Below are 14,779 nucleotides of genomic sequence, written 5' to 3' on the forward strand. Positions count from 1 at the left end.
TCCCGCTATCCTGTCCGAAGCCGAAAAGCGGGACCCCCGCCTTCGCGGGGGTGACGATACTGTAATCACCCGTCCAGTGCACGGGTGTGACAACGCTATTATCGCGAAGCGCCCGGCACCCAGAGCGGGTCGTTGCCATTGTTGATCCGGCGCGCGAGGACGAACAGATAGTCCGACAGCCGGTTCACGTAGATACGCGCCTGCGGGTTGATCGATCCCTCGTGCGCGGCGGCGACGAGCGCGCGCTCGGCGCGGCGGGCGATGGCGCGGGCGAGATGCACCGCCGCCGCGGCGGGGCTGCCGCCGGGCAGGATGAAGCTGGTCAGCGGCGGCAGGCTGTCGTTGACCGCATCGATGCGCTCCTCGAGCCAGGTCACCTGGCTGGGCACGATGCGCAGCACCATTTCGGACGGGGTGAAATCCTCGCCGGGCGTCGCAATGTCGGCGCCCAGATCGAACAGGTCGTTCTGCACGCGGATCAGATCGGCGGCGAATTCGCTCTCGCCCAGGGCGACGACGGCCAGGCCCAGCGCGCTGTTCAGCTCGTCGACATCGCCGATCGCCGCCATGCGCGCCGAATGCTTGGGAATGCGCGAGCCGTCGACCAGCCCCGACGTGCCGTCGTCGCCGGTGCGCGTGTAGATCTTGTTGAGCTTGACCATCGTACTGCGCCCCCGCCGCCCCCAGGGCTCAGCGGTTGACCAGCAGCAGCACGGCGACCGCGGCAATCGCCATCGCCTGATATTTGACGCGCGCGAACATCATCTTGTTCTGCATCTGATGGCTGCGGCCGACCCCGGGGTTTTTGAGGTCCTCCTCGGTCATCTGGATGAAGGCGACAAGGCCGCGCACGAGGCTGACCAGAACCATGATTGCCAGAGCGACAATGCCCAAGATGATGATGACGTTCATGGCAGGCTATATGAGGGCTCAGCCCAGGAAATGCCAGACGGAAGAAGCCCTTTCCGCAAATTTTCCAGCAGCGAAGGACCATCCACCCCCTGTTCCCGCAACAGTGCCAGCGCGGCCGCGCCCTCGCTCTTGGCGAGCTTGCGCCCGTCAGACCCGGCGAGCAGCCGGTGGTGGCGATAGAGCGGCACCGGCAGACCCAGCAGCGCCTGGAGCAGCCGGTGGACATGCGTCGCGAGGAACAGGTCGCGCCCGCGCACGACATGGCTGACCTGCTGGTGCGCATCGTCCAGCGTCACCGCGAGATGATAGCTGGCGGGCGCATCCTTGCGCGCGAGCACGACATCGCCGAACAGCGCGGGCCTTGCGGCTTGCTCGCCGGCGCCCATGTCGTGCCAGACCAGCGCGCCCGTCTGCGCGAGCGCCCTGCGGACATCGAGCCGCCAGGCATGCGGTTCGCGCGCCATGCGATCGGCGCGCTCCCCGATGGAGAGCGCGCGGCAGGTGCCGGGATAGACCAGCCCCTCGGGGCCCGGCTGCGCGCCGGCCGCGGCAATCTGGCTGCGCGTGCAGAAGCAGGGATAGACGAGGTCCCGCGCCTTCAGCCCGGCCAGCGCCGCGTCATAGGCAGCAAGGCGCGACGACTGGAACAGCACATCGCCATCCCATTCCAGCCCCAGCCAGCGCAGATCGGCAAGGATCGCCTCGACGAGTTCGGGCCGCGAGCGCACGCCGTCGATATCCTCGATCCGCAGCAGGAACGCACCGCCCAGCTGCCGCGCGAGGTCGTGCGCCTGGGCTGCGGCATAGGCATGGCCCAGATGCAGCGCACCATTGGGGCTGGGCGCAAAGCGGGTGCGCATCACCGCGCGCCCTTCCGTCCCTTGGGTGCAATATGCGGACTTATCACCATATATTGTGGAATCGCCCCCTTGACCTTGGCCGCACGCTCATGCTGATTAACCGTAAATCGAGCACTTTCAGGATTGTCACGGGGCTGTCACGCATCAGGGTTTATAGGAAGCGCAGCGGACGAATGGGAGAGGGTTTGAGCCGACCATGTTTCATCCCGACTTGATCGAACGGGCGGTACGCGATCCGCAGCCGGACATAGGCCGGCATCCGGACAGCTGCCCCGCCCTTGTGTTGAACGCCGATTATACCCCCTTGAGCTATTACCCCTTGAGCCTCTGGCCGTGGCAGACCGCGATCAAGGCCATCTTCCTCGACCGGGTCGATGTCATCGAGACCTATGAGCGCGAGGTGCACTCCCCGACGATCCAGATGAAGATCCCATCGGTCATCGCGCTCAAGCAATATGTGAAGCCGTCCGAATATCCCGCTTTCACCCGCTTCAACCTGTTCCTGCGCGACCGCTTCCACTGCCAATATTGCGGATCGCCGCACAACCTCACTTTCGATCACGTCGTCCCGCGCCGCCTTGGCGGCAAGACCACCTGGCAGAACGTCGCCACCGCCTGCGCCCCGTGCAACATGCGCAAGGGCGGGCGCACCCCGGCGCAAGCGAACATGCGCCTGATGGTCCAACCGATCCGCCCGACCAGCTGGCAGCTCCAGGAACGCGGCCGCGCGTTTCCGCCGAACTACCTGCATGAGAGCTGGCACGACTGGCTGTATTGGGATGTCGAGCTGGAGGCTTGAGGGGGCAGTTGAGGGAGCTGCCAATTTTTGCGTCAGGCAAAAGCGAATTGCTCAGCGGCGCGCAGCTACCAACCGCCTCCCCAATATTCCGCAATGCCACCAACGGCAAAGCCGATGCCCACGGCCAAAATAAAGCCTGAATATCCTTTGATGGCGCGCCGCATGTAAAGACTGCGCCATTCTGTCTTGCGAAAACCTGCCGCCCACATCGGAAGCCAGTATCGTGTGCCATATGCCCATCCGCCTATCGCCACAACCGCTGCAGCGATGAATATGGCCAACATTGCTTGGGCGAGGACGGACATGATCACGATGGTAATTCAATTGCACCCATCCGCAAGCGGATGATCTACAGAATAATCGATTTCTCGTCATTGTAGCATGACTGCACCCCACCTCCGCTCAGCCTGAGCTTGTCGAAGGCCCCGCTAAACGGCCAGCCTAGGCGCGGGTCCTTCGACGACGCGGGCTGCGCCCGCTGCTCAGGATGAGCGGGGGTGGTTAGCGGCATGTCTGCGAAATGGCCGGATCACAACAATGAAACGGAGCGCGTTCCCCTCCCTGCAAGGGAGGGGAACGCGCGACATCAGGGCCGTGAGACGTCGGGACGCTCCACCGTCTCGCCGCCCAGCGCGCGGTAGAGCGTCACGCGGTTGCTCGTCTCGATCAGCTGCGTGGTCAGCAGCGTGCGCTGCGCCTGGTAGAGCGATCGCTGCGCATCGAGGCTGGTGAGGAAGGAATCGAGCCCGCCACGATAGCGCATGTCGGTCAGACGGAAACTGTCCTCCGCCGCATTGACGAACGAGCGGTTGGCCCGCAGTTGCTCGGTGATCGTCCCGCGCCGCGCCAGCGCATCGGCGACATCGCGGAATGCCGCCTGGATCGCGCCTTCATAGCCCGCCAGCGCCGCATCGCGCTGCGCCTGGGTCTGCGCGACGCCGGCGCGCGCTGCGCCGCCCGCGAAGATCGAATAGCGCACCGTCTCGCCCACCGAATAGTTGAAGGCCGCGCCGGTAAACAGGCTGGAGAGCGCGTTGCTCGCCAGCCCCGCGAGCCCCGTCAGCGTGATGCGCGGGAACAAGGCCGCGCGCGCCGCGCCGATCTCTGCATTGGCCGCGCGAAGCTCGTATTCGGCCTGCAGCACATCGGGGCGGCGCAGCAGGATGGTCGAATCGATCCCGGCGGGCAGCACGCGCACCGCCTCGCCGGCATCGGCGATCGACCGCGGCAGCAGTGCCTCGTCGAGCGGCGCACCGACCAGCAGCTGCAGCGCATTGATGTCCTGCGCCAGCGCCGTGCGCTGCTGCGCGATATCGGCTTCGGCCGTGGCGAGGATCTGTTCGGCCTGGCGCAGATCGGTGCGCGGGGCGATGCCGCCATCAAGTCTCAGCCGGGTCAGCTTCACTCGCTCACGCGCGTTTGCGGCGGTGTCCTCGGCGAGCGTGAGCAGCGACCGGTCGGCAGCATAGGTGAGCCAGGCATCGGCGACATCGCCGATCAGCGTGAGGCGCGTCGCGCGCGCCGCGGCCTCGGTGCCGAAATAGCGGTTGAGCGAGGCGTCCGACAGCGACTGCAACCGCCCGAACAGATCGAGCTCGAACGCGGTGGTGCTGATATCGGCGGTATAGCGCGTACCCGCGGTCGACCGGCTCGCCGTCGGGCTGTTGCCGATATCGACATCCTGATTGCGGTTCTGATTGGCGGTCCCGTTGTCGAACTGCGTGCGGTTGGCCTGCGCGCTGATCTGCGGCAGCTGCGCGGCGCGCTGGATGCGGAACTGCGCGCGTGCGGCCTCGATATTCGCGGCCGCCACGCGCAGGTTGCGGTTGTTGGCGAGCGCCTGTTCGATCACCTGCACCAGCCGCGGATCGGCGAAGACCTCGCGATAGCTCATCACCGGCAGCGCCGCCTCGTTCTGCGCGAGATAGGCATCGCCCACCGGCCAGGAGGCGGACACCGGCAGGTCCGGCTGGACATATTTGGGCGCCATCGAGCAGCCCGACAGCAGCGCCAGCGCGATCAGCGGAGCCGCGCGCCTCATGCGGCACCCTGCCCCGGTCTGGGCTCGCCGATGTGCAGCTTCTTCAGCGTGTCGCGCGTCGTCCGGCGGACGAGCACGAAGAACAGCGGGATGAAGAAGATCGCCAGCACCGTTGCGGTCAGCATGCCGCCGATCACCGAGGTGCCGATGGCGATGCGGCTGTTCGCGCCTGCCCCGCTCGACAAGGCCAGCGGCAGCACGCCGAAGATGAAGGCAAGGCTGGTCATCAGGATCGGGCGAAGACGCAGCCGCGCCGCTTCGAGCGCCGCATCGATCACCCGCGCGCCGCGCTTTTCGGCCTGTTCGGCGAACTCGATCACCAGAATGGCGTTCTTCGCCGCGAGTCCCATCGTCGTGAGCAGTCCGATCTGGAGATACACGTCGTTCTCGAGCCCGCGCAGCGTCACCGCGAATATCGCCCCGACCAGGCCGAGCGGGATCACCAGCATCACCGCGACAGGGATCGTCCAGCTCTCATAGAGCGCGGCGAGGCACAGGAAGACGACGAGCAGCGACAGCGAATAGAGCAAGGGGGCCTGGCCCGAGGACAGCCGCTCCTGGAACGACAGCCCCGACCAGGCGACGCTGACACCCGGAATCTGCTTCGCCAGTTCCTCGATCCTGTCCATCGCTTCGCCCGAACTCTGGCCCGGCGCCGCCTGCCCTTCATACTGGAAGCTGGGATAGCCCTGGAAACGCGACAGTGTCGTCGGCGTGGTCGACCAGCGGGTGCGGGCAAAGGCGCTGAACGGGGCCATCTGCCCGTCATTGCCGCGCACGAACCAGCGGCCAATATCGTCGGGCGTCGCGCGATAGGGCGCGTCGGCCTGGACGAACACGCGCTTGACCCGTCCGCGATCGATGAAATCGTTGACATATTGCCCGCCCCAGGCGGCAGAGAGCGTGGTATTCACGTCATTCTGGTTGAGGCCGAGCGCGGCGAGCTTGGGCTGGTCGATATCGACCTGCAGCGTCTGCACGTCGGGAAGCTCGCCGAGCCGCACCCCTGCCAGAAGGGGGTCGTTCTCGGCCAATTCCAGCAACTTGTCACGCGCTTCTGCGAACTCCTCGCGGCTCATGCCGCTGGTATTCTGCAACTGCAGGCTGAAGCCGTTGGTCTGCCCCAACCCGCGGATGGCGGCCGGAACCAGCACGTTGACCTGCGCATCGCGGAAGGCCGAAAACGCCTCGGTCGCGCGCTCGCTGATCGCGTCGGCCGAATCTTCCGCCGCGGTGCGCTGCGACCAGTCGACGAAATTGACGAAGCCCTGGCCGGTATTCTGCCCCGCCGCGCCCTGCCCGCCGCCGGCGACGCTGAACATCACCGCGATGTTTCGGCGCTCGTCGTTCAGCATGTATTTCTCGATCGCCAGCTGCACCTCGCGGGTACGCCCCTGAGTCGCACCCGCGGGCAGACGGAACTGCAGGCGCGCCGCGCCCTGGTCCTCGGTCGGCAGGAAGCCGGTCGGCAGTCGGACGAACAAGGCAACCAGCAGCACCAGCACCACCGCATAGATCGCAAGGAAAATCCATTTGCGATCGACCACCTTCTCGACCGCGGCGACATAGCGATCGGTCCCGCGCGCAAAGCCATGGTTGAACCAGCGCTGCGCGCGCTCCAGCCTGTCCGCGCCCCAAGGCCAGCGGCGATGCAGGCCGCTCTCGGCATCGGTGCCGTCATGCCGTTTCTGCTTAAGCAGCGTTGCGGTCAGTGCCGGGCTGAGGATCAGTGCGACGAGCGCGGAGAGCACCATCGCCGAGACGATGGTGATCGAGAACTGGCGATAGATCACCCCCGTCGACCCGCCAAAGAACGCCATCGGCAGGAACACGGCGGAGAGCACCACGGCGATCGCGACCAGCGCGACCTGGATCTCGCCCATCGACTGGATCGTCGCTTCCTTGGGCGTCATCTCGGGATTTTCCTCGAGCAGACGCTCGACATTCTCGACCACGACGATCGCATCGTCGACGAGCAGTCCGATCGCCAGCACCAGCCCGAACAGCGTCAGCGTGTTGATCGAGAAATCGGCGAGATAGAAGATCGCGAACGTGCCCAGCAGCACCACCGGCACCGCGATGGTCGGGATCAGTGTCGCTCGCCAGCTCTGCAGGAACACGAACATGACGATGACCACCAGGATCACCGCCTCGATCAGCGTCTGCACCACCTCCTCGATCGAAAGCCGGATAAAGGCCGTCGAATCATTGGCATAGGCGACGTTGTAACCCGGCGGGAAGCTCGCCTTGGCATCGGCAACCGCCTGTTTCACCAGATCGGCGGTGGCCAGCGCATCGGCGCCCGGCGCGAGCGAGATGGCAAGCCCCGCGCCCGGATGGCCGTTGATCCGGCTCGATGCAGAATAGTTTTCCGCGCCCAGTTCCACCCGCGCGACGTCACCCAGCGTGACGATCGCGCCGGTCCGCTCGGACTTGAGGATGATTGCCTTGAACTCGTCCACGGTGCGCAGCCGAGATTGTGAGGTCACGGTGGCGTTCAGCCGGTTGGTTTCTGGCTGCGGCAGACCGCCGACCTCGCCTGCGGCGACCTCGGTATTCTGGTTGCGGATCGCGGTGATGATATCGCCCGGCATCAGCCCGACCGAGGCCAGCCGATCGGGATCGAGCCAGATGCGCATCGCATATTGCGAGCCGAACACATTGGTTTCGCCGACGCCCTCGATGCGCGAGAGCGTATCCTGCAGGTTGGAGACCAGAAAATCGGAAACGTCGATATTGGTGCTGCGGTCGGTCTCGTCATAGACGCCGACGATGAACAGGAAATCGGGGTTCGACTTGGTGACGCGCAGCCCCTGTTGCTGCACCTGCTGCGGCAACCGGGCGAGCGCCTGCTGCACCTGGTTCTGCACCTGGACCTGCGCGATATCGGGGTCGGTGCCCTTCTCGAACGTCGCGCTGATCGTCACCTGTCCGCGCGATGTCGAGCTCGAGTTGAAATACAAGAGGCCGTCAATGCCGGTGAGTTGCTGCTCGATGATCTGGGTGACGCTGTTTTCCAGCGTCTCGGCCGAAGCGCCGGGAAAGGTCGCGCGGATGTTGACCTGGGGCGGCGCGACATCGGGATATTGCTCGATCGGCAACAGGTAGATCGCACCGACCCCGGCCAGCATCGTGATGATCGCCAGCACCCAGGCGAAGATGGGCCGCTCGATGAAGATGCGCGACATCGCCGCGCCTCAGCTTTGCTTGTCGGGTCGGGGCGCCGCGATCACCTGCGGCTTGCTGGCGGGAACGGGACGGATCGGCGCGCCGGGTCTGATCTTGGCGAGGCCCTGCACGATCACCTTGTCGCCGGGCCTGAGGCCGCTCGTGACGACCCAGTCGTTGCCGACGGCACGCTCGGCCCGGACCTTGCGCTCGGCCGCCGTGTTGCCGGTACCGACCACGAACACGCTGGCTTCGCCGCGCGCATTGTGGGTGACTGCGGCCTGGGGCACCAGGATCGCACGGGTGTTGATCGCCTGGTCGAAGCGCGCGCGCACGAACATGCCCGGCAGCAGCAGCCCTTGCGGATTGGCGAAGCGCGCCCGCAGCGTCACCGTTCCAGTCGCCGCATTGACCATCACCTCGGAAAACTGCACCGTCCCGCGCGGCCCGTATTCGCTGCCGTCCTCGAGGATCAAGGACACCTCGGCACTCGCGGGTGCCGCGCCGCCCTGCGCCAGCGAACGCCGCAGCGCGAGCAGATCGGCGCTCGATTGCTGGATATCGACGAACACCGGATCGACGCCCTGGATGACCGCGAGCGGCTCCGCCTGGTTGCCGGTGACCAGCGCGCCCACCGTGAACAGCGACCGCCCGATCCGCCCGCTGATCGGCGCGGGCACACGGGTGAACTGCAGGTTGACATTGGCAGTCTGCACCTGCGCCCGGCCCTGCTGCACGGCGGCGGCGGCCTGGCGCGCGGCGGCCAGCGCATCGGTATAATCCTGCATCGCCACAGCCTGCGCTTCGGCCAGCGGCTTCAGCCGTTCGGCGCGGATGCGCGTGGCCTCGGCATTGGCGATGGCGCTGTTGAGATTGGCGCTCGCCTCTGCGGTCGCGGCGCGATAGAGCCGCTGGTCGATTTCGTACAACGTCTGCCCGGCGCGGACATACGCGCCCTCGGTGAAGAAACGCCGCCGTATCAGCCCCGTGACCTGCGGGCGAACCTCGGACATCTCGAACGCGGCAACCCGGCCTGCGAGCTCGACCGCGACCGGCACGGAACTGGCGCTCGCCACGACGAAGCCGACCTCCGGCGTGGGGCGCTGCCGATCCTGATCCTCGTCTCCGCCCGAACAGCCGGCGAGCGCCAATGCCGCCAGGCCAGCAAGGGCATAGCGCGCAAGGAACGTTCGTGTGAGGCGAACGGAAAGCGGAATGGCTAACTCGCAGAAATCTGGGGGACACCGTATACGATGGTATGTTCGTATCTAGCGGGTTAACCCATGATAGGGCAAGATTGTTTCCTTGTTCGCAAATTTTTTGCCGGATTTCGCTAAAAATTCCGGCTCAGGCGTGGCCAACCTCCTTGATCGGCACGCTGGCATCGGCGAGTTGTTCAAGATCGAGCGGGATCGCATCGAGAATGGCCTTGCGCCCCTGCACATAATCCTTGGTGGCGTTGACGCAGTCGAGCGCGATCACCTTGCCCCCGCGCAGATACACGACCGAAAAGCTGCGGCTTGCCGGGTCGCCGCGCACCAGTTCCTGATCGTAATCGACCGAAAGGCCCACGGTCTGAAGCCTGAGGTCATACTGGTTCGACCAGAACCACGGAATGGCATTATACGCCTGCGCCTGATCGAGGATGTGCGCGGCGGCAACCTTGGCCTGGTCGTTGGCATTCTGCACCGATTCCAGCCGGATGACGCGATCGTTCGCAAACGCATTGGCATGCGCGGCGCAATCGCCGATCGCATAGATATCGGGCAGGCTGGTGCGGCAGAATTCGTCGACATCGACGCCGTTGCCGCCGGCCGCTCCCGCGCTGATCAGCGGCCCGGTCTGCGCGATGATGCCGATGCCGACGATGATCATGTCCGCCACGATCCGCTCGCCATTTCCGCACTGCACCGCGACCGCATGACCCGACTCGTCGGTCTCGATATGGTCGACGGTATAACCGGTGCGCAGATCGACGCCGTGCGCACGATGCTCTTCCTCGAAGAAGGCCGACAGCGCGGGCCCTGCGACGCGCGACAGCACGCGGTCGAGCGCCTCGATCAGCGTCACCTGCTTGCCGAGCTTGCGCATCACCGCTGCGGCCTCGAGCCCGATATAGCCGCCGCCGATGATCGCGACGCTGCTCGTCGCGTCCATGCGCGCCATGATCCTGTCGACATCGGCCCGGGTGCGCACCGCGAACACGTTGCGCGCATTGCTGCCCTGGCAGTCGAGCATCCGCGGGGTGCCGCCCGTCGCCCAGATCAGCTTGCCATAGCTCACGCTCGCACCGCCGCTCAGTGTGAGGCTGTGCGATGCCGGATCGACCGCGGTGACCCGCTTGCCCAGCTGCAGGTCGATCCCCCGCTCCGCCCAGAAGGCTTCGGGCCGCAGCAGGATCCGCTCGAACGGCTTGTCGCCGGCGAGATACTCCTTGGAGAGCGGCGGGCGCTCGTAGGGCGGGAAGGATTCGTCGCCGATCAGCCCGATCGTGCCTTCAAAGCCCATCTGGCGCAGGCAGATCGCAGCCTGGGCGCCGGCATGGCCTGCCCCCACAATGGCGATGTCATAGCTGTCCTGCACGGCACTCCCTCCTTAGATCCAGCCCATGGCCGTTACGGCATCGCCAGCCATCTGCCGGTTGCAGACCCGGAAAACAAGCCCGCAAGCGCCGCAGGGAATTCTTGGCACGAACAAAGTGCAATTTGGTTTGACCGCAGCGCATCGGCCAATTATAGGGCGCGACCTGCACCGGCCAACGGCCCGTGCCTGCCGGGATGGCGGAGTAGCTCAGCTGGTTAGAGCGGCGGAATCATAATCCGTAGGTCGGGGGTTCAAGTCCCTCCTCCGCTACCATCCGATACGACGAAATCAGCATCGCCCGCAGCCGACCGGGGCATGGGTTACGGCCTGCGATGTCGCCATTCCCCCGCACGCCCGCAATGCGCGGAAAGCCATAGAATTCCATACCGAAAGTCTGGTCGCCGGATCGATGTGCAGGCGCAGCCAATTTCACTTTGCGACGAGCCGAGCATCAGGGTTAACCCAATCTTTACTGGCCGATCCAATTTATCTAGCTGAAATTCAATTATTTTTTGAAGAGGTGGCCGTCGATGCCGCGCGCCCTAGCCTTGTTCCGTCGAGTGCACGTCCTTCGCAACAAGGCTGGTCTGGCGTTGATCGAGTTTGCCTTCAGCCTGCCGATTTTCATCGGGCTCGGCTTTTACGGGGTCGAGGTTGCCAATCTGGCCGTCACGCAGCTGAAGGTCAGCCACATCACCCTCACCCTTGCCGACAACGCGTCCCGGATCGGCACGATGAACTCCCAGCTCGGTTCCAAGCAGGTCCTCGAAACGCAGATCAACGACATCTTCCAGGCTGCCGATCTTCAGGCAGGCAGGTTCAATCTCTATGGCCAGGGCCGAACGGTCGTCTCCAGCCTCGAAATGAACGGCCAAGGCGGACAGACGATCATGTGGCAGCGATGCAAGGGTCAGCTGGGCGAGGATTCGATCCATGGCGAGGAGGACATCGGCAAGAACGACAAGGGGTTCATGGGAATGGGATCGGCCGCCAAGCGGATCGCCGCGCTGCCCGGCACCGCCGTGATGTTTGTCGAGACCTTCTACGAATATGACCCGTTGTTCGGCGAGATGTTCATGGACGCGAGGACGCTGCATAACGAAGCCGCCTATATCGTCCGCGATCAACGCCAGATCGGCCAGAAGCCGCTCTCCGATACCAGCGATACCCGCACCTCAACCTGCGACAAGTTTGACGACATGCTGCCGCAAAGCCCTGAACCCAAGCCGGGCGACGAGAACAAGTGCACCAAGCGCGTCCACAAGGATCACTATCATTGGAATTGCCCGAAGGGCGTCAAGGGCAAGGGCAAGGGCAAGGGCAAGGGCGACGATGATGACGAGGACGACGACGATGATGACGATGACGACGACTAGCACGCGGACGGGATATGCCGACCCGGCCGGCCCCAGACTTGCGGGAGTTTCCGGATATACTGAGCGCGTTCGCACATAGCCCCTGCATCGATTGCGATAGCTTTCCCCAGCCTACGCGATACAAATTCACGGTGCGATATGCCTGATTTATAACATAATGTCTGGACAGCTGACGCCGCCTGCCGATAGGCAGCGGATAGGGCGCGGATTGCATGGGGTTTTGGCCGCGCCGTCATTCGGGTGTCATTGCAATTGACAGGTACATTCCTTGAACCAGCCGGCAGACTCTGATCGCAGGCTGGACGGCTGGAAGGCGATCGCGGGGTATTTCCGCCGAGACCGTACGACCGTGATGCGCTGGGCACGCGAACGGGAGCTTCCCGTTCACCGTCTCCCCGGCGGCAAGCAGGGGTCGGTGTTCGCCTATGAGCATGAATTGGCCGCCTGGGCGGGACGGGCAGAACAGCGCGATCTCGAGGAAGGAGGCCTGTCCCAGCCCAGACCAGCGGCAGGAACGGCTGCAGCGCATCCTCCATCTCCGATGAATGCATCTTCACCCGTCGCTGCAGCCTTGCCGCCCAGGCGCGGCAAGCGGCTGCTCGTGGGCGCAGGCGTCGTCATTGCGCTGGCTGCGCTCGTCGTCGCGACCATCGTGCTGACCGAGATGATCGCGCCTGCCCCTTCGCCCATCGAGCGGGCGGCGGCGCTGCCGCATGACAAGAGCGTCGCGGACGATTATGTCGCCGCGCGCGATCTGTGGGCACGGCGCACCCCGGAGGATCTGCGCAAGGCGATCGCGCTGTACGAAAAGGTCATTGCCGCCGACAAGGATTTCGCGCCAGCCTATGCGGGCCTCGCCGAAGCGTGGCTGATCTATCGCGAATATGGGGCCGCGACCGAAAGCCGGGCGTACAGCGCGGCCAAGTCCGCGGTCGAACAGGCGCTGGCGCTCGACAACCAGCTGGCCGCCGCACATCGCGCCAACGGGTTCATCCAGTACTGGTGGAGCTATGACGCGCAGCGATCGGTCGATTCGTTCCGCCGCGCGCTCGATCTCGATCCGCGCGACGGCCTCACGCATTTCTGGTACGCCAATGTGCTGTCCGATCTCGGCCAGGATGCCGCCGCCCAGCGCGAATATGATACGGCGCAGTTGCTGCTCCCCGGCACGCCCGCCATTGCGGTCGAGCGTGCCTGTGCGCACTGGCAGGCCGGACGGGACCGGCGCGCGGTGATGGAGCTGGAACAGCTCAAGTCGCAATATCCGTCCGACGCCACGATCCGCAACTGCCTTGCCTGGGCGCATATCTCGCGCGGCGACATCAAGGCTTATGCCCGCGAATATCGCGCGCTCGCGACCCTGCGCGGCGTGCCCGAGATGCAGAAACTGTCCGCGGCGCTCGACGCGGCGATTGCGCGCGATCCCGCGAGCGCGCATCTGGTGCTGGTCGCCGAAGCGCGGCGCGAATTTGCCGAGGGCGAGCGCAAGACGCGCATGACGCCGGCCTTTCACGCCTCGTGCATGGGCGATCGTGCGACGCTGGTGACCTTGCTCAAACAGGCGTCGGCGCTGGGCGAACGCTGGTATTCGGCCACGCTCAACAAGCGCATCGCCCAAAAGTGGCGCGGCGATGCCGAGGTGCAGCGGCTGCTGCGCAAGGTGGTGATCGCCACGCCCAAGGTCGACCTGAGCTGATCGAAGCGCCGGATCGCACCCGTTACCCCGTCATTTTCCGGCATTTGCGACAATTTGCCACAGCGCGATTGCGGGCGGTCGCCCCTAGACTGGCCCAGGTCTGATCGACGGCGTCCGGGGTAATTCGTCGACCCAAAACGGCTGCTGGCCAACCTTCGTGCCCGGGCGTCGGCGATCAGGCAACCGGCGACGAATCCCCTGCGGAGCAATCCATGGCGCGAAACTGGCCTGTCCTGCTGCTGTTTCTGGCGGTAGCAGCGCTCGTGCTGGTACTGCCGCGCCATACGGCGCGCGCGCAGATGCTGGCCTTTGCTTCTCCCATGGATGCGGCGTCCCAGGGCCGCGTGCGCCGTGTCCAGTCCGACCTCGCGCGCCATGTCGAAAGCTGGCAGGGCGCGCGCGATTGCCACGCCCCGGCCCGCGCCCGCGCTGCGCTCAAGCCCGTGCTTGCCCGCTGGCTCGGTGGCCGGATGACCGATCGGCCTACCGAGCGGCTCGCGCGCTGGGGCTATCATTCGGGCGATATCTGGCACGAGGCGCAGGTGATCGGCGGCCAGCCGCAATGCCGCGCCGGCTTCCGCCGCGTCATCGCCTTTGCGGATTTCCGCTAGTGGATTGATTTTGACATTTGCATCCCTTTGCGGCTGGGATAGGTCTGCAAATGTCAAAATCGGAAAATCCACTAGAATCAGAAAGATCTAGTGGTCCGAAGAGATTCTGACATTCGCGCACAGCCTGGCTTCACGCGGTACCGAATGTCAGAATCGGACCACTAGCTCACCGGATCAGGCCTCGGCGAGCAGACGCTCGCTCATCTCCCACAGCCGTTCGGCGCTGTCCTGCTCGACCGCGTGCGGCTCGACATCGCGGTAGCGTACCGGCGTTTCGCCCGACAGCGTGGCGATGTTGCAATCCTCGCAATAGACCCCGCCCCTGCCTTCGAGCAGCGGGCTGGTCGCCGCCCAGAGCGTCGTGGTGCAGCCCTGGGTCGGCGTCTTGAACATCGCGCGGGCGCCATCGGAAATCTCGCCCTTCTCGTTGAGCCAGCCGAGCGCGATCATCTCCTCGGTCGGCAGATGGCGCTGGAGCGGGGTGAAGATGCCGCCCGGATGCACCGCAAAGGCCTGGCCGCCGCTGTCCTTCAGCCGCGCGTTGAGGCCGAGCGCGAACAGGCTGTTGGCGGTCTTCGACTGGCCATAGGCCTTCCACTTGTCATAGCTGCCATCGGTCCAGTTGGGATCGTCCCAGCGGATGTCCGAAAGCTTGTGCCCGGTGGACGACAGTGCCACGACGCGGGCGCCTTCGGTGCGCTGGAGCAGCGGCAGCAGCGTTGTCGCGAGCGCG

The 14,779-nt window shown here is 65.2% G+C and carries 13 protein-coding genes and 1 tRNA gene; 5 read left to right on the forward strand and 9 right to left on the reverse strand.

Annotated elements, in window-relative coordinates; all coding sequences use genetic code 11:
• Positions 1-98: 98 nt before the first annotated feature.
• Genes DM995_RS06795 through gluQRS form a run of 3 tightly spaced genes read right to left on the reverse strand, consistent with a single transcriptional unit; the run spans position 99 to position 1,772 of the window.
• Positions 99-662 (reverse strand): cob(I)yrinic acid a,c-diamide adenosyltransferase, encoded by a 564-nt coding sequence (locus tag DM995_RS06795; RefSeq protein ID WP_116968915.1) that lies wholly within the window; start codon positions 660-662, stop codon positions 99-101.
• Between the two features lie 28 nt (positions 663-690).
• Positions 691-912 carry a hypothetical protein gene (locus tag DM995_RS06800; RefSeq protein ID WP_023839643.1) on the reverse strand — a complete coding sequence of 74 codons (222 nt, stop codon included), beginning with the start codon at positions 910-912 and terminating at the stop codon, positions 691-693.
• Positions 909-1,772, reverse strand: coding sequence for a tRNA glutamyl-Q(34) synthetase GluQRS (gluQRS, locus tag DM995_RS06805; protein ID WP_116968916.1), 864 nt, complete (start codon positions 1,770-1,772; stop codon positions 909-911). The genes DM995_RS06800 and gluQRS overlap by 4 nt, the downstream gene beginning before the upstream one ends.
• Before the next feature lie 196 nt (positions 1,773-1,968).
• On the opposite strand from gluQRS, the gene DM995_RS06810 reads away from it, so the two are divergent.
• Positions 1,969-2,571, forward strand: coding sequence for an HNH endonuclease (locus DM995_RS06810; RefSeq protein WP_023839641.1), 603 nt, complete (start codon positions 1,969-1,971; stop codon positions 2,569-2,571).
• A 65-nt stretch (positions 2,572-2,636) separates the two neighbouring features.
• Here the strand turns inward: DM995_RS06810 and DM995_RS21155 are convergent, their stop codons facing one another.
• From DM995_RS21155 to DM995_RS06830, 5 genes are all read right to left on the reverse strand, one after another.
• Positions 2,637-2,876 carry a hypothetical protein gene (locus DM995_RS21155; protein WP_232824146.1) on the reverse strand — a complete coding sequence of 80 codons (240 nt, stop codon included), beginning with the start codon at positions 2,874-2,876 and terminating at the stop codon, positions 2,637-2,639.
• A 281-nt stretch (positions 2,877-3,157) separates the two neighbouring features.
• Entirely contained in the window at positions 3,158-4,612 is a 1,455-nt protein-coding gene (locus DM995_RS06815; protein ID WP_116968917.1) for an efflux transporter outer membrane subunit, read from the reverse strand.
• A complete protein-coding gene (locus DM995_RS06820; protein ID WP_116968918.1) occupies positions 4,609-7,800 on the reverse strand; it encodes a multidrug efflux RND transporter permease subunit in 3,192 nt (1,063 codons plus the stop codon). Before DM995_RS06820 ends, DM995_RS06815 begins: the two co-directional genes overlap by 4 nt.
• A gap of 9 nt (positions 7,801-7,809) precedes the next feature.
• Positions 7,810-8,940 carry an efflux RND transporter periplasmic adaptor subunit gene (locus DM995_RS06825; RefSeq protein WP_502696604.1) on the reverse strand — a complete coding sequence of 377 codons (1,131 nt, stop codon included), beginning with the start codon at positions 8,938-8,940 and terminating at the stop codon, positions 7,810-7,812.
• Between the two features lie 187 nt (positions 8,941-9,127).
• Entirely contained in the window at positions 9,128-10,363 is a 1,236-nt protein-coding gene (locus tag DM995_RS06830; protein WP_116968919.1) for an NAD(P)/FAD-dependent oxidoreductase, read from the reverse strand.
• Positions 10,364-10,559: 196 nt separating this feature from the next.
• Here DM995_RS06830 and DM995_RS06835 point away from each other — a divergent pair.
• The 4 genes from DM995_RS06835 to DM995_RS06850 all read left to right on the forward strand — a co-directional run bounded on the left by DM995_RS06835 (position 10,560) and on the right by DM995_RS06850 (position 14,046).
• Positions 10,560-10,636, forward strand: a tRNA-Met gene (locus tag DM995_RS06835).
• A gap of 320 nt (positions 10,637-10,956) precedes the next feature.
• A complete protein-coding gene (locus DM995_RS06840; protein ID WP_157973103.1) occupies positions 10,957-11,739 on the forward strand; it encodes a TadE/TadG family type IV pilus assembly protein in 783 nt (260 codons plus the stop codon).
• Between the two features lie 268 nt (positions 11,740-12,007).
• The gene (locus DM995_RS06845) at positions 12,008-13,435 is read left to right on the forward strand and encodes a tetratricopeptide repeat protein (protein WP_116968921.1); all 1,428 of its coding nucleotides are present in this window, start codon (positions 12,008-12,010) and stop codon (positions 13,433-13,435) included.
• Between the two features lie 212 nt (positions 13,436-13,647).
• Entirely contained in the window at positions 13,648-14,046 is a 399-nt protein-coding gene (locus DM995_RS06850; protein ID WP_116968922.1) for a hypothetical protein, read from the forward strand.
• A gap of 174 nt (positions 14,047-14,220) precedes the next feature.
• On the opposite strand, the gene DM995_RS06855 is transcribed toward DM995_RS06850, so the two are convergent.
• Positions 14,221-14,779, reverse strand: a 559-nt coding sequence (locus DM995_RS06855) for an SDR family NAD(P)-dependent oxidoreductase (RefSeq protein ID WP_502696582.1), incomplete at its 5' end; no start/stop codon positions are given.

Origin of the sequence: Blastomonas sp. UPD001, assembly GCF_003426715.1 — a bacterium.
Lineage (GTDB): Bacteria > Pseudomonadota > Alphaproteobacteria > Sphingomonadales > Sphingomonadaceae > Blastomonas.